Below are 25,007 nucleotides of genomic sequence, written 5' to 3'. Positions count from 1 at the left end.
TATTATAATACATTAAAAGAGCTTCATGTTGAAAATGTAAAGGATAAAGGATAATGATTATGTATAAATGGGTTACATTGATATTAGCAGGTGGGCAAAGCAGAAGAATGGGGACTTCAAAAACATTCCTCCCTCGAAAAGATCAATTGATGATTGAGCATTTAGTATCTATTTCACAAGAAGTATCGGGGCACACGATTATCATAAGCCATGAAAATGATGTGCTAAAATTAAATAAACTATTCATACAAAATCAAAATATTGCAATTTTACAGGATGAACAACGATTTAAAGGTTTCGGGCCTTTGGCTGGTTTGTACACGGGTATGAAACATATTAATGCAGAGTGGTATTTTGTTTTAGCTAATGATATGCCTAATATAAACATTTCATATTTAAAGGGATTGCAGCAATGCACGCTATCTCATCCCCAGTCTGACATTATTATTCCAATACACAATGGACGAATGCATCCTTTAGCTGGTGCATATCGGAATCAAGAAAAAGGATTATATGAGTATTTAAATAAAGGAAATAAAAAAATGACAGATTTCATTGATTCCGTCTCAACCTATAAGATATTAGAACAGGAATGGGGAGAATGGACGAATCAAAACAAGCTTTTTTTTAATATGAATACACCTTCAGATTTATCAAATTGGGAAAAAAATATTGATAAATAATAAAAATGTGACTAACACATAAAAATAACGATTCATTGGAGATGATGGTATGGGGCATTCACAACATTCAGGTCCAATCAAAATTTCAAAAAAATTAAATCCCAAACTTTGGGCAAGTAAAGTTCCATTTGGATTTGGTAAAGCCAAACCTCATCATTTAAAGGACACTTTAAAAGTAGTTTGGGAAAATCGAGACCAGTTACCCTATGCAGGAAGAATATTAACGCAAGGTGTTTGTGACGGTTGTGCTTTAGGTGTAAGTGGATTAAAAGATCAAACGTTAACAGGTGTACATGTATGTACGACTCGTTTAAACGTTTTAAGATTAAACACTTTGCCTGCAATAAAATCTGAGGTGTTACATAAAGAAATATCAGATCTGCAGAAATTAACTAGTACGGAATTGAGAAAATTAGGTCGGATTCCATATCCATTAATTCGAAAGGCAGGAGAAAACAAATTTGAAAGAATTACGTGGGATAAAGCACTAGATTTTATCGCTGCAAAAATGAATTTAATAGACCCCAAACAGATTGCATTTTATTTAACTTCACGTGGCATTACGAATGAAGTTTATTATACAGCTGCGAAAGCAGCTCGTTTAATTGGAACAAATCATATAGACAATGCTTCACGTATTTGTCATTCCCCTTCTAAAACGGCATTAACTCGTTCACTTGGCATAGGGGCATCTAGTTGTAGTTATAAAGATTGGATAGGTACAGATGTATTAATTTTTTGGGGATCTGTAGCAGCGAATAATCAACCTGTTTCAACAAAGTATATGTATGCTGCTAAACAAAAAGGGACCAAAATTATTGTCATTAATCCATATCATGAACCTTCTATGGATCAGTATTGGATACCTTCCATTGCAGAATCTGCTTTATTTGGAACAAAAATTGCTGATGATTTTTATCAAGTGAACATTGGTGGCGATATTGCTTTTATGAATGGAATTATGAAACATTGGTTTGAAATGGAGGATAAAGTTCCAGGATCGGCTATTCAGCATGAATTTGTGGATAAACACGTACAAGGATATGAAATCTTAAAGGATCATGTTCAGCGAGAAAAATGGGATGACATTGTATCTTCCTCGGGAATTTCACGTAATAGAATCAATCAACTAGCAGAATTATTAGCAAATGCCAACTCTGCTGTATTTGTTTGGTCTATGGGATTAACTCAACATCGTTTTGGATCTGATAATATATCTCAAGTCGCTAATTTAGCTTTATTACAAGGATTTATTGGAAAAGAGTTTTGTGGAGTCATGCCGATAAGAGGTCATTCTGGTGTGCAAGGTGCTGGTGAAATGGGGGCAGATCCATTCAGCTTGCCTGGTGGAGGATTTGATTCAAACCATAAAAAGCGTATCGAAGAGTTATGGGGGTTCGAACTGCCTGATTGGCAAGGAGATATTGTAGGGGTATCTTTAGAAAAGACCCATCTCCCCCAACATCATGAGCAGAAATTAAAGTTATATTATATGTCAGGTGGAAATTTCCTTGAGACCATGCCAAATCCGTTATTTGTAAAAGAGTGTTTAGAAAATGTTGAGGTTCGTGTACATCAAGATATCATATTGAATACATCAACATTGGTTGACAGTAAGGAAGCAGTTATCGTACTTCCTGCCCAAACTAGATATGAACAATTAGGCGGTGGCACTTCGACTTCAACAGAAAGAATGGTTTATTTTTCACCAGAAATTAAAGGACCTAGAATAGAAGAAGCCAGAGCGGAGTGGGAAATTTATGTTGATTTGGTTAAACGTATGAAACCAGAATATAAACATCTTATCAACTTCCAAAACACACAATCAATCCGAGAAGAAATAGCAATAGCAAACCCGAATTATGATGGAATTCAGCATTTATCAAAAAAAGGAGATTTTTTTCAATGGGGTGGGGCTTGGTTATGTGAAAATGGAGTATTTCCTACTGAAGATGGAAAGGGAAGATTATTGCCTATCCATTTACCAGAAAGAAGAATAACAGAAGGGCACTTTTATGTCACAACTAGAAGAGGTAAGCAATTTAATTCAATGATTTATGGCTCAAGTGATCCTTTTAATTCAGCAGATAGAAATGATGTTCTTATACACTGGGATGATGCTTATGAATTATACATTTCAGAAAAAGATGCAGTTGTTGTTTATAATCAATATGGATTATTCCATGGACGTGCCAAGTTCGTAAACATAAAAAGAGGAAATATTGAAGTTTATTGGCCAGAAGGAAATGTTTTAATACCAAAAGGGGTATATGAGCAGCATGCAGGTATACCAGAATATAATACTAAGGTAATTATTGAAAAGGCTGAAGTTTTCCATGCACAAAAAGATGAGAGATACGTAGAAAAAAGAATTGAAGATTTAGAAATGGATGTCAGCTAATGGATGTTCAAGATGATAAAGTGATGCAAAAAAGACAGGTTATAAAATTTGATCTAAATAATTCGGATGAACAAGTAAAAGAAGTCTCAGATCATATTGCTGTAGAATTTGCGCTTACGATAAAAGTAAATGGGGAAGAGTTTGCAACATTAGTTTGTACACCTACGAATTTAAAAGAGTTAGTGATCGGTTTTTTGGCAGGTGAAGGAATCATTCGCTCAAAAGAGGATATACAGGATATAAACATTGATTTAAACACGGGATTTGCATTCATTGAATTAAAAAATAAAAATATAAAAGCAAGTGAATTTATTGAAAAACGTTTCATTGGGTCTTGTTGTGGGAAAAGTAGACAATTCTATTTTCAAAATGATGTAAAAACAGCTAAAACAATATATAGTAAGATGTTTATGACAGTTACACAATGCTTGAATTTAATGTCATTGTTAGAGGCTCACTCAAAACACTTTAAAAAAACAGGAGGGGTACATCAAGGAGCACTATGCAATAAGACTGAAATTGTTATAATTCAATCAGATATAGGCAGACATAATGTCTTAGATAAAATATATGGACAGTGGTTATTGCAAAAAACGTCCATTCAAAACAAATGCCTTGTATTTAGTGGTCGAATCTCATCTGAAGTCCTTTTGAAAGTAGCAAAAATTGGTGTAGGATTGATTATATCAAAATCAGCGCCAACTAGTTTAGCGCTTGATTTAGCAGACGAATTAGGGATTACAATTAGTGGTTTTGTAAGAGGAGATACAATGAATGTGTATACTCACCCAGAACGAATAATAACATAATTTAATTTTAATATGAAATGTCGGCATAACTTTATAAGTTATGTCGATTTTATTTTCGATAATATGTGATTTTATAACATTTGATATTCAAAAAAAGTTCAAAAATTACAAAGAAACACTTGTTTATATAAATATGAAGTGTGATAAAATTTTGTTTGTATTTGTTATAATATGTGATTTTATCTCATAGTTATGAAAAATAGGAGGGGTATATGATGTTACCATCTGAGAGAAGAAAACAAATACTGAATTATATTCGTGAAAAAAAATCATTGAAAATTGTTCAGTTAAGTGAATGGCTTGGAGTTTCTGAAATGACTATTCATCGTGATATTAAACCATTAGTTGAAGAAGGGTTAATTATAAAAACCTTTGGTGGGATTTCGTTGAATCAGGAACGAAATGAAGTAAATAAGCAAGATTGCGTTTATTGTTATAGCCCCATTAATCAAAGGTTAGCCTATCGATTGATATTACAGGATCAACGTATTGAAACGACTTGCTGTGCACATTGTGGTTTGTTACGACACAAACAATTGGGAGATGAAGTCTTACAAGCTATTTGTCCTGATTTCCTTATGCAAACAACGATTAGTACAACTTCTGCTTGGTTTTTAATGGATACATCTTTGGATCTTGGATGTTGTCAACCACAAGTCTTATCATTTCAGCACAAAGAACATGCAAGTAAATTTGCACTAGGTTTTGGGGGAACCATTTATTCTTTTTCAGAAGCTTTACATCTGGTTTTTAATCAAATGCAAAGTAAGAATAAAGGATGCTGTTATTAAATTCCTCTTATTTTAGTCAATCAAGATAATGCAGATGGGGAGTGATGCTATGGAACTGATTTTACAGTCAGGTCTTTTGGAGTGGAATAAACAACTCTTTGTTTTTATTGCATTAATATCCACTGTGTATTGGTTACTATCTGGATTCATTAATGAAAGAGGAAAGGCGAAAATTCAATATAAACATCGAATTTATTTTTTATTAGGACTTTTAGTGTTTTATGTATGTTGGGGAAGTCCTTTGTATGGATTTGCTCATTTAATGTTTAGTGCACACATGTTGCAAATGAGCCTATTATATTTTTTAGTTACCCCATTGTTATTTTCGGGAATTCAAATACATCTATTTTATTTACCTAGAAGGTTTCAAACTATGAGTAAAGTATGGACTGCTTTAACGAGTCCTATCGTATCTTTTGTACTATTTAATGGTCTGTTTATTGTTTATCATATTCCAAAAGTAATGGATACGATCATGTTGAACAGCTGGTTATATTATAGTTTTCACATATTACTAGCCTATGCTTCTTTTTGTGTTTGGCAAACTATAGTTGGAAGATTTTCAATAAAAAAGTTAGCCTATCAAAAACGAAAACATTATATTATGGCAAATACATTAGTATTACTTCCTGTTTGCTTGTTATTATTTTTTTCTACGTTACCATACCGTACATTTACTGATGTTACTGCTCAATTTAATATGTTTCAAATTTGTTTTGATCAAAATATAAATGTAAGTATTTTGATAGGTATAGACATGTTACCCACTGATGTTGATCAAAAGTTGGGTGGTGCGATTATGCTGGCACTACATAAAATGTCATTTTTAGTAGGGGAGTATATTCAACCTAAAATAACTGACTAAGATTAGAATGAGTCTAAAGTTAAAACAATTATGATGGAGGGAAAAGATGAAATCATTAAAATTAATTTCAATTTTACTAATAGTTGCTATAGTTCTTGTTAGTTGTTCCAATGAGACTTTAGAAAGTGAAGATAATAAGGGAATGGAATCCATGGACAATACTATGGAAGAGTCTTTAAGTCTTCTTGAGGTAGAAATTAAAACGGCCTCAGAAAGTGTAGAGGTAGGAAGTGAAGTAAGCTTTGAAGCGATCGTATCTCAAGGTAATCAGCCAGTAGAAGATGCAAATGAAGTGAAATTTGAGATTAGAATGAATGGACAAGAAGATGAATCAGAGATGATATATGGACAACACCAAGGAGAAGGAGTTTATACAATTCAAAAAACGTTTAATCAACAAGGTATATACACGATCATATCCCATGTTACTGCAAGAGATATGCATAATATGCCTAGTTTAGTATTAAAAGTAGGTCAAGTTGATAAGTCTCAATCTTTTGATGATGATCAATCTAAGTCAGAAAATCAAATGAATGAGTCACATGAAGGACATACAGATCAACATTAATATAGGAGGGCTATTGTGTATAGATCAATAAAATTATATTCAATTATATTAAGTATTTGTTTTTTACTAATCATATCTGCATGTAGTTTACCTAGTGAGAAACCAAATGATATGAACAATGAAGTTGAAGATTTTTCTTTTACGAATCAAGAAAATGCAACCTTTGGTTTATCTGATCTGGAAAACAAAGTTTGGATAGCGGATTTTATTTTTACAAACTGTACAACAGTATGTCCAGGTATGACATACAATATGGCTCAGCTTCAAATTAAAATGAAAGAAGCGGGTATAGATGCAGAAATTGTATCATTTAGTGTAGACCCTAATGTAGATACACCAGAGGTATTAAAGGATTACGTAAGTAAATTTGGGGCAGATTTTTCAAACTGGCATCTTTTAACTGGATATTCTGATGAAATGATTCAAAATTTTGCTAAAACTTCTTTTATGACTATTGTGCAACAAGATGCAAATTCTGACCAAGTGATTCATGGAACTGCATTTTATTTGGTTGATCAGAAGGGTACGGTGTTGACCAAATATGATGGAAATAATCCAGATTTTGAACAAATATTAAAAGATATTAAATCAATTCAATAAAAATATTGAAATAGCCCAAAAGTTAATCAATTTTTGCGGCTATTTTTGCATCTTAAGGAGCTTTTTTTCATACATTGGATATATACATTAGTTTGTCCATGTGAAAACTGTAGATTGGAGGGCAGCAGTATGTCTTTAGTAGAAGAAATAGAAGGACAAGTTACAATTCAAATCTCAGGAATGACATGTAGTAATTGTGCTGCTAGAATTGAGAAATCATTGGGTAAAATAGAGTCGGTCCATGAAGCAAAAGTAAATCTGGCGATAGAGAGAGCTTCAGTTCGTTATAATAAAAGAAAAATAAATATAAATCAGATCATAAATAAAATTGAAAAACTAGGGTTTGGTGCAAATATTTATAAAGACTTACAAAAGAATCAATCAGATTACCGTAAATTACAAGTAAGAAGTTTACGAAATCGGTTTTTAGTCTCAGCACTTCTTACCTTACCTCTTTTGTGGACTATGCTTTCCCATTTTTCTTTTACTTCTACAATTTGGGTTCCAGAATTGTTCTTGAATCCATGGTTTCAATTAACGTTGGCAACTCCAGTTCAGTTCATCGTTGGTATGCCTTTTTACTTTAATGCCTTTCATGCTGTTAAAAATAGGAGTGCAAATATGGATGTGCTTGTTGTTCTAGGTACCTCTTCAGCTTATTTTTATAGCCATTACTTAACTGTAAATTCTTTATCTTCTTCCATTGCAAATCACCATATTCCTCTTTATTTTGAAACTAGTTCTATGATTATAACCGTTGTGTTATTAGGTAAATTAATAGAATTGAAAGCTAGAAGTAAAACGTTAAAAGTTGTACATCGATTACAGGACATGGGTAAGAAAGAAAAGACTATTATTAGAGATAACATTTCAATAACTCTTCCAGCTAAAAATATTCAGGTAGGAGATATTATGATGATACATCCTGGAGAAAACATTCTCATAGATGGTGAAATACTTGAAGGGAATTCAGCTATTGATGAATCCATGATTACTGGAGAATCTATTCCAATTGAAAAAGGTCTAGGAGATAAAATAATTAGTGGATCGATAAATATAAATGGATTACTTAAGATTGTTGCCATAAAAACAGGTGAACAATCAACAATAGCAAGAATGCATGAGTTTATAGAGGAGGCACAGGTCTCTAAGCCACCAATTCAGCGTGCAGCAGATCGAATTGCTGGAATATTTGTACCCATTATTGTTTGCTTATCCTTATTCACTTTTTTCATCTGGTATTTTGTAATTAATCCAGGGGAGCTTGCATTATCTTTAGAACATGCAATTGCAGTGATGGTCATTGCATGCCCATGTGCAATAGGTCTAGCAACTCCCACTTCCATTATGGTTGCTTCTGGGAAGGCTGCTGAGAACGGTATTTTATTTAAAGAGGGAAGTCATATTGAAGCTTTAGATCAAGGAACTATTATATTCCTTGATAAAACAGGAACAATAACGGAAGGGAAACCTTCTGTCACTAAAGTTGTTAGTATGAATGTTTCTGAATTACATTTACTAAGAATGGCTGCAGCAGTAGAAATTTATTCTGAACATCCAATGGCTAAGGCGGTAGTGAAAGCAGCAAAAAATAGAAAATTAATTTTACCTGACTCTCATTCCATTATTACTTTCCCTGGATATGGAATTAGTGGAATTGTTGAAGGTTCTAAAGTGATCATTGGTACAAAGCAGCTGCTTGAAAATGAAGGGATATCTATATACATAAACCATAGAGAGGTACAACAATTGCAAGAGCAGGGGAAAAGTGTATTATTTGTATCCATTCAACAAAAATTTGCTGGAATGATATGTGTTTCAGACACATTGAAACAAAATTCAATTACGGCTATTAACTTGTTAAAACAATTACGGTTAAAGGTTGTAATGGTTACCGGAGATCAAGATTATACATCTAAATTGATTGCAAAAGAAGTTGGAATTAAACATATTTATTCAAATGCGTTACCAAAGGATAAAGGTGACTTAGTTAGGCAATGTCAGAAAAACGGAGAAAATGTTATATTCGTGGGGGATGGTATGAATGATGCACCTGCTCTAGCAGCCGCAAATGTTGGAATTGCTATGGGGACAGGAACGGATTTAACGAGTGCAGCTGCTGACGTGAATTTAATGAAAAGTGATTTAATGGATATTTCAAAGGCAGCAAAACTAAGTACAAAAACGATGAGAAATATTAAACAAAATTTAAGCTTCGCACTAATATATAATTGTATTGCCATTCCTTTTGCTATCTTGGGAATGTTAGAACCTTGGATGGCGGGTACTGCTATGGCATTAAGTTCAGTATCTGTAGTAAGTAATTCTCTCAGATTGCAAAAGTTAAAATTATCGAATTAGGATATTTTGATGTATGGTGATGAACTAGTGCAGATAGAAAAATTCCTATGTTCATATGAACATAGGTTAAGAAGTGGTGAGGTATTCATTTTTTATTTAAGGAGTTTAGAGAGTTATTTATTTTTCTATATATGAAGTATCTACAGTACGGTTTCTTTTAAATAAATTTCTAACGTATGGTACTACGTAATAGTCTAGACCTATTTTACCAGCATTTGCTCCAGCTACGAGTATGAATATTGTTAATATAACCATTTGAGGGTTTGTACTTGTTGTTCCAGATAATAAGAATGCAAAGTTCATGACAATCCCCATTAGAGCTGCAAAGGTAGTAAAAATACCTAGAAGTAATGCTAAACCTACTAAAAATTCACCCCAAGCTACGAGAAAATTGAATAGTCCAACATTGGGAATTGCAAAACCTTCTAAGAAGTTTGCCCACCATGTTTGTACAGCAGGATGTTCGCCAGTTGCTTTACCAACAGCTCCTTTTAAATAACCAGATGCATCAAAGTCCCCATTGATTTTATCCCAACCTGCAGTTAACCATTCCCAACCTAAGTATAATCTGAAGAATAGGAACACAATAGAAGCGTAAATATTGTTTCTTAAAAACTTAACAAACATTTTACTCAACTCCTTTAGAGTTATTTGCATTCTAACCTTTCCATCATGTGGTAATCTATTTTATTTATACTCCTATTTTAAAATCATAGACCATTGATATATGTGAAAAAAATCACATTTTATGCTTCATATGTTACAATTTATTGAATAAATTTCTTGATCTGACCAAAAAAATACCCTTCTAGATTATATATTTCAAGAAGGGTCAAAAATGAGGGGTTTATCATCATGTTTAACACAATAATAATATATCTTGTTCATGTGAAATTGAAGTGAACTTATGATGGACTGTATGTGAAGGATGAAATTGGATGCAAATTCACATGGATTACACATGATTAAGATATAATAATAAAAATAATGATTAATAATGATCAATAATAAAAAGAGGTATGAATTAATGGATAGAACCATTTTATTTGTAGAAGATGAAGAAAGATTACGTGAAATTGGTGTGGATTATTTATCATCAGAAGGATTTACCGTTATTGAAGCCGTTAATGGCAAACAAGCACTTGAACTATTTGAAATGAATCGAATCGATTTAATGATATTGGATGTGATGATGCCTGAACTTGATGGATGGGCTGTATGTAAACGAATTAGAAATAGGTCAGATGTCCCTATTATTATGTTAACTGCTCGATCCGAAGAAGAAGATAAATTATTGGGGTTTGATTTAGGTACGGATGAATATGTAACAAAGCCATTTAGTCCTAAAGTTCTAGTTGCAAGAGCAAAGATGTTAATTAAACGTGCGGAAGGTACGATTGGAAATAACAACTATAAGATAAAAATAAACGGTATTGAAATTAACAAACAATCACGTAAAGTGATAGTAAATCATAGAGAACTAACTTTAACTCATAAAGAGTATGAATTATTGGTTTTTTTAATAGAAAACAAAGGAATTGTTTTGACTAGAGAGAAGTTGTTGAATCAAGTTTGGGGTTATGATTTCTTTGGTGATTTGCGCACAGTAGATACTCATATTAAAAAAGTGAGAAGCAAATTAGGGGACAAAGCAAAATATATAAAAACAGTAATTAGATCTGGTTACAAATTTGAGGTAGAAAATGAGACGTAATAGCATTGTATTTAAATTATTCATTGTGACTACCTTATTTTTTTCAATATTTGTAGGTTTGATTGTCTTTAGTCAGACGTTATTCTTTGATACATTTTATATGAAAAAAAAAGAAAATGGAATTGCAAATGAAGTTGAATTGTTTCGTAAAAAATTTGTAGATAATCCTAGTGTTTTGGATCAATTAACAAATGAATATTATGAAAAAAATAATGCATTTATTTCCGTTTTAAATGTAGATAAGCAATCATATTCAGAAGGTATGGGATTTACGATAGTGGAAGTACCTGATCCACCAGTAATTTTTGAAAATGGACTTCAGTTTTCTATGTTATCTGAGGAGGGTGAATTATTAACTGTATCCCTTACTGAATTCTTTTTAAATGGTGAGTTTGATACTATAAACCTAGGAACACTTGGCATAATTGAAGGAAAATATATTGAGGTTATGGGTACGAGGGATGATGGTAAAGTTACTCCTGTTTATATAAGAACATCGAATGCAGAACTAAACACTTATCCTTTAAAAAGAAATGTAAAACACGAAATCATAAGAGGTAAAATAAATAAAATTGATATAAATATAGGCGAGGAAACAAAGTTTAAGTGGGACTTATACATGCGTGCTTTTCAACAATACAGAAAAGACAATTACTCATTAACATTTCCTACGGATGAAACTGTGTTGATGTCATATTATGACAAGAATACCGGAACCGACAATCTCATCTTAGTTCAACCCATTTTTGAAAATAATCATGCTGAAAAGTATATATTCACCATGCATTCTTTACAGCCTGTGAACGAAGCGATTGATGTAATGAAGGATTATTATATTTATGCTGCATTCGTTTTTCTTATCCTCATTTTTATCTTGTCTATGTATTACTCTAGAATCATTTCCAAACCTTTAATTAAGATCAATAAGGTAGCAACTAAAATGTCAAATCTTAATTTTACTGAGGAACTTGAAATAAAATCAGAGGATGAAATCGGGAATTTATCAAAAAGCATAAATAAACTTTCTTCAAAATTGCATGAAACTATTACTAATTTACAAACCGCAAATCAAAAATTACAAGAAGATATAGAGAGAGAACGAAGATTAGAAAAAATGAGAAAAGAATTTGTATCTGGAATTTCTCATGAATTAAAAACACCTCTGAGTATCATTCAAAGTTATGCAGAAGGAATTAAAGATGGTGTCTCTGTAGATAAGTCCGATTACTATACGGAGATCATTATTAAAGAATCTAATAAAATGAATGAATTGATTTCAGATATGTTGGAGTTATCTCGTCTGGAATCTGGTTTTTATCATTTAAACATTGAAAAGTTCTCTATAAGCGATTTAGTAAACGAGGTTCAGACCAAGCTGCAATTAAACATAAATGAAAAAAATTTAAAAATAAAAAATGATATACAAATTGATTGTATTGTGTATGCAGATCGAAAGAAAATGGAGCTAGTGATTTTAAATTTTTATAGTAATGCAATTCGATATACACCAGATGATAAGGAAATTCATATTCAAGTGAAAAAGGTAAAAGATCAAATTTTATTTTCTATTGAAAATCAAGGAGCATCTTTGCCAGATGATGAGATAGATAAAATATGGGATCGATTTTATCGTGTTGAGAGTTCAAGAAATAAAGAAACAGGGGGTACAGGGCTTGGACTTTCTATAGTTAAAAATATTCTAGAACTTCATCATGCTCAGTATGGAGTTCAAAATACTGAGAAAGGTGTTTGTTTTTATTTTAGTTTGAACGGAAAAGAATTCACATCATCACCATAACGAAGACACTTCGATTTCACATTCGTTTTGTACATTATTCATGTAAGACAAAACAAAACAAAATCGGAGGAGAGAAAAACATGAGAAGTAAAAAGATGATCGCTTCAGCAGCATTATCAGTTTTATTATTAGGAGGTGTAGTCAGTGCAGTAAGTGCAAATGAAAGTGATGATCTCCCACTTAAGAACATTGGAATTAAAGGTGTTGTAGAGCAAATTGATATTACTTATGATGTAGAAACAGACAAATATTACGACCAAGATGGAAATGTAATTGATATTAATGAATTTGAATATTCATTGGTAGAAGAAGTTCAAGAATATATTGAATTTACAATTGATGAAGAAACAGGAAAAGTTTATGATCAGCACGGGAATGAGATGGATGGAATTCAACTAGGAGACTCTTCAGATATAAGACCATCGGAGGATTATGAATATACGTTAAATAAAGTAAGAGTAGATAATGAAACAGGAAAAGTTTACGATGAAGATGGAAATGAAGTTGAATTCGTTGAATCTAATTATTCAGTGGTAGGTGAGGCTGTCGAATTTACAATTGATGAAGAAACAGGGAAAGTTTATGATCAAGACGGAAATGAAATTGAACTAGGAGAATTTACAGAAATAAGGTCATTAGAAGATTATGAATATTCAATCCACACAGTAGATGAAGAAACAGGGAAAGTTTATGATCAAGACGGAAAGGAAATTGAACTAGGAGAATTTACAGAAGTAAGGTCATTAGAAGATTATGAATATTCGATCCACACAGTAGATGAAGAAACAGGAAAAATTTACGATGAAGATGGAAATGAAATTGAACGTGGAAATCATTCAGAAATAGAATATACAAAAATTAAATTTGACAGAGAAACAGGGAAATATTTTGATTTAGATGGTAATGAAGTTCATTTAGATGATTATATGGATCAAAGATTACAAATTGAATTTTAAAAAACACTTCTTTTCTATAATTAACTTCAAATCTTTTCTTATTTTATAGATTTAATGAGAGACACCCTTCAGTGAAAGGGTGTCTTTATTTAATTAATTTCTGTAAATATAAGGTTTGAGAATATTTATTATCTTTTTTTATTCTGTAGTGGAGATGCTTCTATTTGTTGAACTTCAAGGGCATCTTCTTTTGTTTGAGATAATTGTTGTTGAATATATTGGACCTGCTGTTCCTGTGATTGATTAGTTTGAAAATCTAGATTTGTTTGGACTTTTTTTAAATTTGTCATCGCATGATCTAACTGATCTTCAGATTTTTTAATATCCTGAGGGCTTGCGGTTTCTTTTGCTTTTAAAACTGCTTGTTGTGATTTTTGCAACATGGTGATAGCATCATCTGCACCTTCAACAGCATGTTGTATATGCTGTTGATGTTGACCTTTCTCAACCATCATCATTACCTCCTTTTTGTATAAGAAACAAAATAAACTTCATTTAGTATGTGATAATTTTAAAACAAACATTCGGTTTCTCAGTTAAAAAGAATTAACAACAACTATTTAAAAGGACGATTTAGAATTAATATTCATTTTCTTGGTCTTTTAAGGAATATTGTTTTACTGTACTGCAAAACTTAATAAGGTAATCCATAATCAATAGATAAGAACTAGGTGAATAAATGAAAAAATTAATCTTTTTTCTTTTAGCATTATCTATATATATAATATATGTTTTCACTAAGAACCTTTGGAATAGTGAAATTTTTACTTTCATTAGTCTTTTTTTTTCTATGCTCTCTTTTTTAATTGCACTTCTTCTTATTTTTGAAAATCGTTCCCCAACAAAAACCTTAATATGGTTAATCGCACTTATTTTCTTTCCTATTTTTGGTTTTATTTTTTATATTTTATTTGGACGTAGTTATATACAAAGAAAAATTAATGAAAAGAATAATTTTATTCAAACCAATCATGAAAGCAATTTTGAACTAACTAAATTAATAAATCCAAATAAAGAACTTTTAGATGAAAGGCAAAGAATTATATCAAGATTAGCTTACAATTTAGGTAACAGTCCAATATCTTATGAGACAGAAGTTAAGGTGTTAGCAAACGGTAAGATTACGTTTGAAGAAATCATAAAATCACTTGAAAAAGCGGAACATCATATTCACCTGGAGTATTACATCGTTAGAGATGATGAAATAGGTCAAAAGATAAAAAATATTTTGATTCAAAAAGCAACTGAAGGTGTCAAAGTTAGATTTATTTATGACCTCTTAGGTAGTTGGAAGCTACAAAAACAATACTTAAAGGATCTTCGATCTGTTGGGGTAACTATTGAACCATTTTTACCTATGAAAATTCGGTTTTTAAATAATCATATCAATTATCGGAATCACAAAAAAATTATCGTTATTGACGGTAAAGTAGGGTTTACTGGTGGTATTAATATAGGGGATGAATACTTAGGAAAAGATAAGAAGGTTGGTTTTTGGAGAGATACTCATATACAGTTAAATGGAGAAGCTGTAAATGCACTTCAGTACTTCTTTCAAAAGGATTGGTTATTTGCTACAAATGAAAAGTTTTCGTCGGACGAATATTTTAATAAAAATGTTAAATCAAGTGTTCCAAATACAGAGACAGGTGCTGTACAGGTTATTAATAGTGGACCAGATCAAAAGTGGAATGTCATTAAAGATTTATTTTTTTCTATGATCACTTCAGCTAAAAAATCGATATGGCTTGCCTCCCCTTATTTTATACCAGATGAAGATATCATTAGTGCTTTGCGAATTGCTTGTTTAAGCGGAATTGATGTTAAATTTCTCTTCCCATTAAATCCTGATAACCGATTTGTATATTACGCATCAAGATCATATTTTTCAGAGCTTTTAGAAGCTGGAATGAAAATTTTTGAATATAAAAATGGGTTTATGCATAGTAAATTTATTATTATTGATGAAGAATTTGCTACTGTTGGAACTACAAATGTGGATTTGAGAAGTTTTTATTTGAATTTTGAAGTCAATGTAATTTTATACGAAGATGAGAGTGTAAGAAAATTAATAGATGATTTTCAAACTGATTTACTTGTTTCAACATTAATTGAATATGAACAGTTCTCACACCGTTCAATAACTCAGAAAATAGCAGAGTCACTCGCAAGATTGGCCTCCCCATTTTTATAATCATAAAATTTCATTTGGTGAATCGTGAACAGTTGTTGGACACATTTATGAGAGGTGATAGAGAGGTGATTTTCTTATAACTAATGTTATAATATATAATCATGTACATACTTAGGAGATGAGTAAACTTTGAAAAAGCTTGAGGGGAAGAAAATTGCCATAGCTGGTGGAAGAAAAGCGGATGAAATCAGTAAACTTATTGAAAATTTCGGAGGTACTCCATTGATACGTCCTGCTCAAGGTACTGTTTTTCTTGATGATTCTAATGTAAAAGAATCATTAAATCGATTGCTTCATGAAAAATGTGATTGGATCATTTTTACAACAGGAATTGGAACAGATAAATTATATAGGTTAGCTAAAGAGACAGGGAATGAAGATCAATTTATACATGTGTTAAAAGAAGCAAAAATTGCTGCAAGAGGATATAAAACAGTAAATGTTTTGAAAAAATTGGGAATAAAACCAACTATTAGGGATGGTGATGGGACAACAGCGGGGCTTACTCGAATGTTCCAACCCTATAATTTAGAAGGGCAGCATGTAGCACTGCAGCTTTATGGCGCTCCTGCTCCACAAATGATTGATTGGCTAGAGAAATCAGGTGCTAATTATTTTGAAATACTACCTTACAGACATATACCGCCTGCTGATGAAAAAATGGAGCAAATTGTTTCTGAAATCTTGAATGGTGCAGTGGATGTGGTTGCTTTTACTAGTGGCCCTCAAATTCGATTTATGGTTGAATATGCTCACAAAATTCAGAAGAGAACGGAATTCATACATGCCTTAAATGAGAAAGTATTGGCATTATCTGTTGGAAAAGTGACTGAAGCTGCTATAAGGGAAGAGGGAATTAATAGAGTTGTAACTCCTGAAATAGAACGAATAGGAAGTATGGTAGTTACATTAGCAGAATACGTTGAAAAAAATAAATAACTAAGAGGTGTATCAAATGCGTGAATATTTTGATGAAACTATTGATCGTAATCTTACGTTTTCATATAAATGGGATGAAAGAAAGAAGTTTTTTGACAGTGATGAAGTATTACCCATGTGGGTGGCAGACATGGATTTTCGTTCCCCTAAACCTGTAGTGGATGCATTAATTAATAGAGCACAGCATGGTGTTTACGGCTACTCATCCTCTACTAATTCTTATGATGAAGCAGTAGTAGGTTGGTTAGAACAAAGACATCATTGGAAAATCAAAAGAGAATGGTTATCGTATTCACCTGGTGTGATGCCTACAATTGGATTCTTAATCGCTTGTTTAACTGAACCAGGGGATAAAGTAGTTTTACAATCTCCTGTATACTATCCTTTTTTTGATGTGATAAAAAGAAGCGGGAGAAAAATAGTTGACAATGCTCTCGTTCTAGAAGATAACACTTATAAAATGGATCTAGATAAATTAGAAACCCAACTAGACTCCTCTGTAAAAATGTTATTACTTTGTAGTCCACATAACCCAGTTGGTAGAGTATGGACCAAAGATGAATTGACACGATTAGGGGAGATTTGTTTAAAACATAATATTATTATTGTTGCTGATGAAATACATGGAGATTTAGTTTTTAAACAAAGTAAACATATCCCTCTAGCTTCCATTAGCGAAGAGTTAGCTCAACAAACCATTACTTGCATAGCACCTAGTAAGACCTTTAATATTGCAGGTTTGCAAGCTTCAAGCGTAATTATTTCAAATGCTGATTTAAGGTTGAAATTTAGGAAAGAAATTAGCAGGTACTCTTTAAATATGATGAATACTTTTGGAAGGGTGGCTGCTGAAGTTTCTTATAGACAAGGTGGTGAGTGGTTAGATCATTGTTTAGAATACATATACGATAACAATCAGTATGTAAAACAATATGTAGAAACAAATATGCCATTAATTAAAGTTATACAGTCTGAAGGAACATATCTTGTTTGGCTAGATTGTAGAGATTTAAAAATGAGCGGACAAGAATTGCGAGAGTTTATGTTGAAAAAAGCAAAAGTAGCATTAAGTGATGGTTTTATTTTTGGTGAAAATGGAGATGGTTTTACGAGAATGAATATAGGATGTCCTAGAGAAGTATTAGCCGAGGGACTTGAAAGGATTAAATCAGCATATATCAAAACCTTTGAGTAACATAAGGATTTAACTCCGATAGGAGCTTTTGTTCTAAAGTTTATATGAATATAGAGGATGGTGATATAATGAAAGTCACTTTTTATGGACATTCATGTTTTCTAGTAGAGGGTAATCATAAAAGTATTTTAATCGATCCTTTTTTAAAAGGTAATTCACAAACCTCAGCTTCTACGGAAGACTTTAAAGTGGATGCTATCATTTTAAGTCATGGACATGAGGACCATTTTGGCGATTGTTTACAAATTGCTTCTGAAAATCAATGCCCTATTATTGCGACATTTGAATTAGCCATGTATTGTCAATCACAAGGAGCAAATGTACATCCCATGCATATAGGTGGATCATTTCAATTTGAAGGATTTAAAGTGAAATTAACGCAAGCATTTCACGGTTCTTCTGTAAAACATGGGGATCAAATGATATATACAGGAATGCCTGCCGGTATATTATTAACCATGAATGATCATACATTTTATCATGCTGGTGATACAGGATTATTTGGAGATATGAAACTCATTGGTGAATTAAATGAAATTGATTTAGCAGCTTTACCTATAGGTGATAACTTCACGATGGGACCTGAGGATGCTTTAATAGCTGCGAAGTGGCTTCAGGTAAATCGAGTAATTCCAATACATTATAATACGTTTCCAATCATTGAACAGGATGTTAATAAATTTGCTAAAAAATTAGATGACCAAGGAATGAAGTGTCACATATTAAATAGTGGGGAACAGGTTGAAATTTAACAAACAAACAGCAGAGAATTATATTTAATTCTCTGCTGTTTAAATTCCTTTACATTATTAATTAATATTCTTCTCCAACTTTTTTAGAAAATAATTTTTTCAACCAAGCGAAGAATCCTGATCTTGTTTTTTCTTTAGTTTTATTTTTTTCATTTTCAACCTTTGTTTTTAATTCATCTATTTCTTCATTTAATTCAGAAATATGATTTTCTGTTGCTTCAGATTCTTGTTGTGACTGTATCATCTCATTATTTAATTCATCTATTTCATTATTGCTGATTTCGATAATTTTCTCTTCCTGTCCTTCAGTTTTTAAGTGAATCTCAGCATTTAGAGTGATTTTTTCATTCATATTGTTCATAAGTTCTTTTAATTCATTTATTTCCGCACCTAATGTTGATATATGGTTGTTTTCATCTTCAAGTGCCCTTTCTTGTTCAATAGAATCAATCTGTTCTGGGAGAGCTTCAACTTCAATATTTTCGCTGATTTCATTCTGATCGGCTGATTTAATTGTTGCAATGTCATCACTTTTATCTACATCTAAATCTTCTTCTTCCTCTTCTGACTCAAGTTCAAAACATATAATGGGTTTATCTTCTTCAGGTTCAGGACAAACGTTAACGGGTTCAGGTTCAGGCGTTGGTTCAGGTTCAGGTGTTGGTTCAGGTTCAAGCGTTGGTTCAGGGGCAGGTGTTGGTTGTGTCACCGTAACTGGAGTCTCGATAATAGGTGTAAATGATTTTACTTGTTTTTGGGCAAGCGTTATTATTAAGGTTACAACCATTTTTTCTGTTATTTTTGTGAAAGTACCTTCATTAGTTGGACCGCATAATAATGGGGTACGATTACTGAATAAATCTCTTTCATTAATTAGAACTTCTTCAACCTCACATGTTACAGGTGAGTTCAAAGGTTGCCAAAATGATTGATCGAACTGAGTACGTTTACGCCCATGGAAGCTTTTTGTAGCACTATCATTGTGGTCTAATATTGGGAAAATATTTTCAACAGGCAGTGAGCAATTAAATGGAACATTCACAGTGCAATGTCTTATTTTACCACAAACACCATCATATGAATCATATTCTACTGAAGAGTAACGTATATTTTTACGAACAAACCCGCCTAAGAATAATTTACCTGCTAATTCACAGGGGCTATTTGGGTTGTTAACTTCAATAAATTCGGCCTGGGTTATACAAATTTCTTTGTCAATATCTTTAATATCTAAAGCAGGAGAATCTAATTCAATTTCAGCTTCTATGTCGATTTGAACATTTAATGATCCTAGAACAGTATTCATTTGAAAGGTATCAGGGCTTGCAGGCGTAGTGTGAGAAGTACAATCAGACAGTATCGGTGTCACTTTTACGCTATCATCATATTTATCTAACACTATTTTTTACTCCTTTCTCTATAGATTTAGATATTATATTCTTTTAAATATCTTTTTGATTGGTTATTTGCTGATATTATTAAGAAACGGGCTAATTTCTCTTATAATCTCATTATAATCGTAACCCTTAATTGATTAAAATTTTAAAGTAACTAACCTTTTTTGAGTAAGTGTGATGTTTAAACAAACAACCATTTTCTCTCTTATTTTAGTGAAAGTATCTTCTTTTTTTGAACCGTGAGATATTGTAGTGTGATCTCTGAACAGATTTCGTTCATTTATCGTAACACTGTTAATTTCACATTCTACTGGTTCATTTAAAGGCTGATATGAACTTTGGTCAAATTGTGAGGACTTGAGTCCATGTAAACTTTTTGTATTACGATCGTTGTGATTGAATGTTGGGAATATTCCTTCTACAGGGACAGCACAATTAAAGGGTAATTTTACAGTACAATGACGGATGGTTCCAAATCCCTCTTCATTAGTTGCACTTTCAACTGAAGAATAACGTACGTTTTTACGAACATATCCTTCCATAAAAAGCTTACCTGTAAGTTCACAATCAAGAGTAGGGTTATTTACTTCTATAAACTCTGATTGAGTTACACATACCTCTTTGTCAATATCTTTGATATCTAAAGCAGGGGAATCTAATTCAATATCAGCTTCAATATCAATCTGACAGTCTAAAGTTCCCAATACGATATTTAATTTAAACGTATTCGGTTTTGCAGGTGTAGTTTGAGCAGTACAATCACTTATAATCGGTGTTACTTTAACATTACAATCACCCATATTATATAACTCCCTTCGAGAAGCATAATTATATGTATAATCTAATAAAAATAAACAGGTTATTTATTGTTAAATATTTAAATTAATTAACATTTATACTAGAAAATTAAATTTTCTAAAAAAAATTCACCTCTAACTATCCAATTAAAGGTGAATTTATAAATTTTAATTTACAATTGTACATTTCATTATTCTATTAACAAGTCGTAGTCGTAGTCTTCGGTGGTGCTAAAGTGACAACTCTTTTTTGAGATAGAGTAATGTTTAAAAAGACAACCATTTTTTCTATTATTTTGCAGAAAGTTCCTTCATCTTTAGGACCATAAGATAATGGAGTACGATTTTTGAATAAATCTCGTTCGTTAATCGTAACACAGTTAATTTCACATTCTACAGGTGCATTAAGAGGCTGCCATAAGCTTTGGTCAAATTGCTTAAGCTTACGACCATGGAAACTTTTTGTTGCACTATCGTTGTGTTCAAGATGTGGGAATATATTATCAATAGGTACAGCACAATTAAATGGTACATTCACAGTACAATGGCGAATATCACCACATATACCTTCATCTGTTACACATCCAACTGTAGAATAACGTATATTTTTGCGAACAAAGCCTCCCAAAAATAGTTTTCCAGTTGTTACACAAACATCAACAGGACTTTTTACATCAATAAATTCACACTGTGTAACACATACCTCTTTGTCAATATCTTTGATATCCAAAGCAGGACAATCTAAATCGATCTCAGCCTCAATATCTAATTGAACATCTACAGTACCCAATACTACATCTACTTTAAACGTATCTGCGTGTGCTGGTGTAGTATGCGCTGTACAATCAGATAAGATAGGGGTAACTCTTGCACAATCTTTATCACTCATTTGTTTAACTCCTTTCATTAATTTAAAGTTGAAATGTTATTTCAATAACATCATATTCTTTTTTTTGCTTTTGGTTTGGACATTTGCACTATTTTTTAAAGAAAAAGGCTCTTGTGTAGTTTTTTTGAATAAATGTTGAAATAAGCTTTATGTTGATCACTTTATTAATGTATTCACACTTGTAGTATATTTGTGAATGTAGACATTTGATTGGATATGAGCCTATAATTTTAAAAATATACTACCTATCTTTAATTCACTTTATTTTATTAAACAATTAATATTTTAAATCAATGGACGTGAGAAAGTATGTACAAACTATTTTGAGTTTTTATAATTAAATTAGATGGGGAAATATTTCATAAAAATGAGTAGCTAAATTTAGTAAGGAAATAATATAATCAAACAAAGAAGTCTATTTAGATTCATCATAAAAAGCTTGTTATATATGTTGATAAAAGGTTAAAGATTGAATAGCAATGGAAATCTTGTTAAGATATAACTAAGTTTGTTTAATGACTGGAGGAAGATGATGATATGAATTATAGACAACTTGGTAATCGTGATCTAAACATAAGTGAAGTTAGTTTTGGTACCTGGGCAATTGGTGGTTCTTGGGGTTCAACGAATGATGATGAGTCATTGAGAGCGTTACATAAAGCGATGGATGAAGGTGTAAACTTTTTTGATACTGCGGATGTTTATGGTGGAGGGCATAGTGAAGAACTTCTGGCCAAAGCTACTAAGGGAAAAGAGGACTCAGTGCATATTGCCACGAAGTTCTGTCGTTTTGGAGATATTCATGATTCAAAAACATATTCTATGGAAAGTGTTCGAAATTACTGTGAAACAAGTTTAAAAAAGTTAAATAGAGAAACAATTGATCTTTATCAGATTCATTGTCCACCTATGGATATTTTAAAAGATGGCAGCGTGTTTGAAGTATTGAACAAATTGCAAGAAGAAGGAAAAATCCGTTATTACGGAGTAAGTGTAGAAACAGTTGCTGAAGGTTTAGTATGTTTGAAAAATCCTAATGTTGCTGCTCTACAAATTATTTTTAATATTTTTAGACAAAAACCAGCTGAACAATTATTACCTAAAGCTAAAGAGAATGGGACAGGAATATTGGTCAGATTACCTTTAGCAAGTGGTTTGTTAACGGGTAAATTTACGGCTCAAAGTACTTTTGAAAAAGATGATCATCGCAACTTTAATGAACATGGTGAACAATTTAATGTAGGTGAAACTTTTGCTGGTTTAGGTTTATCTAAAGGATCTGAATTAGCAAATCAATTGAAATGGATTGCTGAAGACAGGGGGAATATGACAAGAGCTGCCTTACGTTGGATACTTGATCATAAAGAAGTAAGTTGTGTTATTCCTGGATTCAAAAATGTGAAACAAGTAGAAGATAATTTACAAGCCATTCACGTACCTTCATTTACAAAGGAAGAAATGGAAAAACTGAACTATTTTTATCAGAATGAAGTGGTTGACCACATTAGAGGAGTTTATTAATAGAAAATATTTTTTTCATTTTGGAGTGGATCCTAAAGTGGCTCCACTCTTATTTATATTGGAATATTAAAAATGACTAATTTTTATAATTTGATATGTGTTACATTGTGTTGGAACATAGGAGGCGAGAATTATAGCGTTTAATCGAATTTTTTGGGGAATACTTTTTTGGTTTGACTTTAGAATTAATAACTTTGATATTTTACCAGATATAATAGGGTATGTCCTTATCTATTCAGGCTTGGCTCTATTGTTATATCAAAGTTCTTATTTTATATCAGCACAAAAGATCACTATTCCATTAATCGTACTATCGATTTTTGATATATTTGTATTCAATATTGGATTTTTTGGCTATGTCCTACTTGTTGGTTATACGGTATTAAATTTATTGTTTGTTTTTCATCTTTGTAAAGGGATTGAGGTATGTGCAAAATATAATGGACGGTATAAGCTTGCAGATAAAGCAATCCTTAGATGGAAGAGTTATTTTATTATAACTGTAGTCGGGGCAGTCTTAATGACGGGATCCTTGCTGCTTCTTCCTTTGGCTATATTGTTAGTTATTCCTTTATTTATTGCAAACATCGTTGTAATCATATTGCTATTAACTCTAATGAAAAATGCAGAGAATGAATTAAGGTATTAATTGAGATATAACTATAAACAGTGGACGAATGAATAATACTCGTTCACTGTTTTGTGTTTATTTGTTCATTAAATTTTCATAATGACATTCTTTTCTATATTGTTTCGTTTCTAGTAGAATTGTAGACTATAAAAGTGATCTAAATCACAATGACTTGGTTTAAAATAAGTTATTTGATGTGAACAATAATTTTAAACAAAAAAAATCCTCATTAAATGATATGTTTTTTTGACTAAAGGAAAAGGAAGGAATCTTTACAAATGAGAAAAAACTCAGTACTTAAATCGTTTATATTCATCATAATGATCATAGCATTTGTTACAGGATGTACAGCAAATCAAGAAGAAACGTCTGAATTACCCCCACCAAAATTGTTTGATGTAGACATCCAAATTAGTCCAGATGAAATTCAAAAGGGACAACCTGTTAGAATTGAGGCTATTGTAACTCTTGGTTCTGAAAAAATTGAAGATGCAAGTGAAGTTAAATTTGAATTTAAGAAAGATGGAAGTGAACAATCTAGTTTCGCCTATGGAACTCATCAAGGAGAAGGTATTTACTTTGTAGAAGAAACATTTGAAGAAGACGGAGTTTACAGTGTAACTGCACATGTGACTGCAAGAGATATGCATAATATGCCCAAAAAGCAATTCACTGTTGGAGAAGTGGATGAAATGTTGGATGAGAACATGGAATCAGACCAAATGGATCATGAGAACATGGATGGCTCTATGAGGGATTCCAATGAAGGTGGATTAGGAATACATTTAATGGGTGTTGAAAATGTGGTTGCAAATGAAGAAGTAGAATTAACAGCCCATCTTCAACAAGGTGATCAGTTGTTAACTGATGCTAGTGTGCAATTTGAGATTTGGTTAGACAATAATGAGAAACATGAATATGTCGATGCAACTGAGGATATGCAGGGGATGTACAAATCTGATTATATTTTCAATTCTAGCGGTACTTATCATGTTACAGTTCATGTTGAAAAAGGTGAAGAAATTCATGATCATAAGGAACATAAGGTAGAAGTTCAGTGATTCTTTGATTCTTCACTTTTCCACTAGAGATTTTCCTAAAATTGAAAATTAAAGAAGGTGTCTGAATAAACTGGCACCCATGTCA

Annotated in this window: 23 protein-coding genes; 18 read left to right on the top strand and 5 right to left on the bottom strand. The window is 31.9% G+C overall.

Annotated features, from left to right (window positions below; translation table 11 throughout):
- Positions 1 to 53 precede the first annotated feature (53 nt).
- The 8 genes from mobA (at position 54) to ERL59_RS08380 (ending at position 9,078) form a co-directional block, all read left to right on the top strand.
- On the top strand, positions 54 to 683 hold the full coding sequence (gene mobA / locus ERL59_RS08415; protein ID WP_160645765.1) for a molybdenum cofactor guanylyltransferase: 630 nt from the start codon (positions 54 to 56) through the stop codon (positions 681 to 683).
- A 49-nt stretch (positions 684 to 732) separates the two neighbouring features.
- Positions 733 to 3,084 (top strand): FdhF/YdeP family oxidoreductase, encoded by a 2,352-nt coding sequence (locus tag ERL59_RS08410; protein ID WP_160645764.1) that lies wholly within the window; start codon positions 733 to 735, stop codon positions 3,082 to 3,084.
- Positions 3,084 to 3,893: a formate dehydrogenase accessory sulfurtransferase FdhD gene (gene fdhD, locus ERL59_RS08405; RefSeq protein WP_160645763.1), complete on the top strand. Its 810-nt coding sequence runs from the start codon at positions 3,084 to 3,086 to the stop codon at positions 3,891 to 3,893. Before ERL59_RS08410 ends, fdhD begins: the two co-directional genes overlap by 1 nt.
- 215 nt (positions 3,894 to 4,108) lie before the next feature.
- The gene (locus tag ERL59_RS08400; RefSeq protein WP_160645762.1) at positions 4,109 to 4,684 is read left to right on the top strand and encodes a DeoR family transcriptional regulator; all 576 of its coding nucleotides are present in this window, start codon (positions 4,109 to 4,111) and stop codon (positions 4,682 to 4,684) included.
- Positions 4,685 to 4,733: 49 nt separating this feature from the next.
- A complete protein-coding gene (locus tag ERL59_RS08395; protein ID WP_160645761.1) occupies positions 4,734 to 5,549 on the top strand; it encodes a cytochrome c oxidase assembly protein in 816 nt (271 codons plus the stop codon).
- A gap of 46 nt (positions 5,550 to 5,595) precedes the next feature.
- Positions 5,596 to 6,117 carry a FixH family protein gene (locus tag ERL59_RS08390; protein WP_160645760.1) on the top strand — a complete coding sequence of 174 codons (522 nt, stop codon included), beginning with the start codon at positions 5,596 to 5,598 and terminating at the stop codon, positions 6,115 to 6,117.
- A gap of 15 nt (positions 6,118 to 6,132) precedes the next feature.
- The gene (locus ERL59_RS08385; protein WP_328699920.1) at positions 6,133 to 6,717 is read left to right on the top strand and encodes an SCO family protein; all 585 of its coding nucleotides are present in this window, start codon (positions 6,133 to 6,135) and stop codon (positions 6,715 to 6,717) included.
- A 129-nt stretch (positions 6,718 to 6,846) separates the two neighbouring features.
- Positions 6,847 to 9,078 (top strand): heavy metal translocating P-type ATPase, encoded by a 2,232-nt coding sequence (locus tag ERL59_RS08380; protein ID WP_160645759.1) that lies wholly within the window; start codon positions 6,847 to 6,849, stop codon positions 9,076 to 9,078.
- 117 nt (positions 9,079 to 9,195) lie between these two features.
- Here ERL59_RS08380 and ERL59_RS08375 read toward each other — a convergent pair whose 3' ends face one another.
- Entirely contained in the window at positions 9,196 to 9,705 is a 510-nt protein-coding gene (locus ERL59_RS08375; protein ID WP_160645758.1) for a DoxX family protein, read from the bottom strand.
- Positions 9,706 to 10,105: 400 nt separating this feature from the next.
- Here ERL59_RS08375 and ERL59_RS08370 point away from each other — a divergent pair, with 400 nt between their 5' ends.
- The 3 genes from ERL59_RS08370 to ERL59_RS08360 all read left to right on the top strand — a co-directional run bounded on the left by ERL59_RS08370 (position 10,106) and on the right by ERL59_RS08360 (position 13,546).
- The gene (locus ERL59_RS08370; RefSeq protein ID WP_160645757.1) at positions 10,106 to 10,792 is read left to right on the top strand and encodes a response regulator transcription factor; all 687 of its coding nucleotides are present in this window, start codon (positions 10,106 to 10,108) and stop codon (positions 10,790 to 10,792) included.
- Complete coding sequence (locus tag ERL59_RS08365; protein WP_160645756.1) at positions 10,782 to 12,590, top strand: sensor histidine kinase; 1,809 nt, start codon at positions 10,782 to 10,784, stop codon at positions 12,588 to 12,590. The genes ERL59_RS08370 and ERL59_RS08365 overlap by 11 nt, the downstream gene beginning before the upstream one ends.
- Positions 12,591 to 12,670: 80 nt before the next feature.
- Positions 12,671 to 13,546 carry a hypothetical protein gene (locus tag ERL59_RS08360; RefSeq protein WP_160645755.1) on the top strand — a complete coding sequence of 292 codons (876 nt, stop codon included), beginning with the start codon at positions 12,671 to 12,673 and terminating at the stop codon, positions 13,544 to 13,546.
- A gap of 128 nt (positions 13,547 to 13,674) precedes the next feature.
- Here ERL59_RS08360 and ERL59_RS08355 read toward each other — a convergent pair whose 3' ends face one another.
- Entirely contained in the window at positions 13,675 to 13,998 is a 324-nt protein-coding gene (locus ERL59_RS08355; RefSeq protein ID WP_160645754.1) for a hypothetical protein, read from the bottom strand.
- A gap of 227 nt (positions 13,999 to 14,225) precedes the next feature.
- On the opposite strand from ERL59_RS08355, the gene cls reads away from it, so the two are divergent.
- The 4 genes from cls (at position 14,226) to ERL59_RS08335 (ending at position 18,626) form a co-directional block, all read left to right on the top strand.
- Positions 14,226 to 15,740 carry a cardiolipin synthase gene (gene cls, locus ERL59_RS08350; RefSeq protein ID WP_160645753.1) on the top strand — a complete coding sequence of 505 codons (1,515 nt, stop codon included), beginning with the start codon at positions 14,226 to 14,228 and terminating at the stop codon, positions 15,738 to 15,740.
- A 129-nt stretch (positions 15,741 to 15,869) separates the two neighbouring features.
- On the top strand, positions 15,870 to 16,679 hold the full coding sequence (locus ERL59_RS08345; protein WP_160645752.1) for a uroporphyrinogen-III synthase: 810 nt from the start codon (positions 15,870 to 15,872) through the stop codon (positions 16,677 to 16,679).
- Between the two features lie 16 nt (positions 16,680 to 16,695).
- Positions 16,696 to 17,874 carry a MalY/PatB family protein gene (locus ERL59_RS08340; protein WP_160645751.1) on the top strand — a complete coding sequence of 393 codons (1,179 nt, stop codon included), beginning with the start codon at positions 16,696 to 16,698 and terminating at the stop codon, positions 17,872 to 17,874.
- A gap of 68 nt (positions 17,875 to 17,942) precedes the next feature.
- Positions 17,943 to 18,626 carry a metal-dependent hydrolase gene (locus tag ERL59_RS08335; protein ID WP_160645750.1) on the top strand — a complete coding sequence of 228 codons (684 nt, stop codon included), beginning with the start codon at positions 17,943 to 17,945 and terminating at the stop codon, positions 18,624 to 18,626.
- A gap of 61 nt (positions 18,627 to 18,687) precedes the next feature.
- On the opposite strand, the gene ERL59_RS08330 is transcribed toward ERL59_RS08335, so the two are convergent.
- From ERL59_RS08330 to ERL59_RS08320, 3 genes are all read right to left on the bottom strand, one after another.
- Positions 18,688 to 20,025 (bottom strand): CsxC family protein, encoded by a 1,338-nt coding sequence (locus ERL59_RS08330; RefSeq protein WP_160645749.1) that lies wholly within the window; start codon positions 20,023 to 20,025, stop codon positions 18,688 to 18,690.
- Between the two features lie 135 nt (positions 20,026 to 20,160).
- Positions 20,161 to 20,823: a CsxC family protein gene (locus ERL59_RS08325; RefSeq protein WP_160645748.1), complete on the bottom strand. Its 663-nt coding sequence runs from the start codon at positions 20,821 to 20,823 to the stop codon at positions 20,161 to 20,163.
- A 196-nt stretch (positions 20,824 to 21,019) separates the two neighbouring features.
- Positions 21,020 to 21,709 (bottom strand): CsxC family protein, encoded by a 690-nt coding sequence (locus ERL59_RS08320; RefSeq protein ID WP_160645747.1) that lies wholly within the window; start codon positions 21,707 to 21,709, stop codon positions 21,020 to 21,022.
- Between the two features lie 537 nt (positions 21,710 to 22,246).
- Between ERL59_RS08320 and ERL59_RS08315 the strand changes: the two genes are divergently transcribed.
- The 3 genes from ERL59_RS08315 (at position 22,247) to ERL59_RS08305 (ending at position 24,922) form a co-directional block, all read left to right on the top strand.
- Positions 22,247 to 23,230 (top strand): aldo/keto reductase, encoded by a 984-nt coding sequence (locus ERL59_RS08315; RefSeq protein ID WP_160645746.1) that lies wholly within the window; start codon positions 22,247 to 22,249, stop codon positions 23,228 to 23,230.
- Between the two features lie 250 nt (positions 23,231 to 23,480).
- A complete protein-coding gene (locus ERL59_RS08310; RefSeq protein ID WP_160645745.1) occupies positions 23,481 to 23,879 on the top strand; it encodes a hypothetical protein in 399 nt (132 codons plus the stop codon).
- Between the two features lie 260 nt (positions 23,880 to 24,139).
- The gene (locus ERL59_RS08305) at positions 24,140 to 24,922 is read left to right on the top strand and encodes a FixH family protein (RefSeq protein ID WP_160645744.1); all 783 of its coding nucleotides are present in this window, start codon (positions 24,140 to 24,142) and stop codon (positions 24,920 to 24,922) included.
- The last annotated feature ends 85 nt before the right edge of the window (positions 24,923 to 25,007 follow it).

Source organism: Chengkuizengella marina (assembly GCF_009910845.1).
Classification (GTDB): Bacteria; Bacillota; Bacilli; order Paenibacillales; family KCTC-33759; genus Chengkuizengella; species Chengkuizengella marina.
This window is presented reverse-complemented; position numbering and strand designations above follow the sequence as displayed.

Coding starts and splice junctions, on each gene's coding strand:
- mobA (WP_160645765.1), top strand. CDS start 54: ATGATTATGTATAAATGGGTTACATTGATATTAGCAGGTGGGCAAAGC.
- ERL59_RS08410 (WP_160645764.1), top strand. CDS start 733: ATGGGGCATTCACAACATTCAGGTCCAATCAAAATTTCAAAAAAATTA.
- fdhD (WP_160645763.1), top strand. CDS start 3,084: ATGGATGTTCAAGATGATAAAGTGATGCAAAAAAGACAGGTTATAAAA.
- ERL59_RS08400 (WP_160645762.1), top strand. CDS start 4,109: ATGTTACCATCTGAGAGAAGAAAACAAATACTGAATTATATTCGTGAA.
- ERL59_RS08395 (WP_160645761.1), top strand. CDS start 4,734: ATGGAACTGATTTTACAGTCAGGTCTTTTGGAGTGGAATAAACAACTC.
- ERL59_RS08390 (WP_160645760.1), top strand. CDS start 5,596: ATGAAATCATTAAAATTAATTTCAATTTTACTAATAGTTGCTATAGTT.
- ERL59_RS08380 (WP_160645759.1), top strand. CDS start 6,847: ATGTCTTTAGTAGAAGAAATAGAAGGACAAGTTACAATTCAAATCTCA.
- ERL59_RS08375 (WP_160645758.1), bottom strand. CDS start 9,705: ATGTTTGTTAAGTTTTTAAGAAACAATATTTACGCTTCTATTGTGTTC.
- ERL59_RS08370 (WP_160645757.1), top strand. CDS start 10,106: ATGGATAGAACCATTTTATTTGTAGAAGATGAAGAAAGATTACGTGAA.
- ERL59_RS08365 (WP_160645756.1), top strand. CDS start 10,782: ATGAGACGTAATAGCATTGTATTTAAATTATTCATTGTGACTACCTTA.
- ERL59_RS08360 (WP_160645755.1), top strand. CDS start 12,671: ATGAGAAGTAAAAAGATGATCGCTTCAGCAGCATTATCAGTTTTATTA.
- ERL59_RS08355 (WP_160645754.1), bottom strand. CDS start 13,998: ATGGTTGAGAAAGGTCAACATCAACAGCATATACAACATGCTGTTGAA.
- cls (WP_160645753.1), top strand. CDS start 14,226: ATGAAAAAATTAATCTTTTTTCTTTTAGCATTATCTATATATATAATA.
- ERL59_RS08340 (WP_160645751.1), top strand. CDS start 16,696: ATGCGTGAATATTTTGATGAAACTATTGATCGTAATCTTACGTTTTCA.
- ERL59_RS08335 (WP_160645750.1), top strand. CDS start 17,943: ATGAAAGTCACTTTTTATGGACATTCATGTTTTCTAGTAGAGGGTAAT.
- ERL59_RS08325 (WP_160645748.1), bottom strand. CDS start 20,823: ATGGGTGATTGTAATGTTAAAGTAACACCGATTATAAGTGATTGTACT.
- ERL59_RS08320 (WP_160645747.1), bottom strand. CDS start 21,709: ATGAGTGATAAAGATTGTGCAAGAGTTACCCCTATCTTATCTGATTGT.
- ERL59_RS08315 (WP_160645746.1), top strand. CDS start 22,247: ATGAATTATAGACAACTTGGTAATCGTGATCTAAACATAAGTGAAGTT.
- ERL59_RS08305 (WP_160645744.1), top strand. CDS start 24,140: ATGAGAAAAAACTCAGTACTTAAATCGTTTATATTCATCATAATGATC.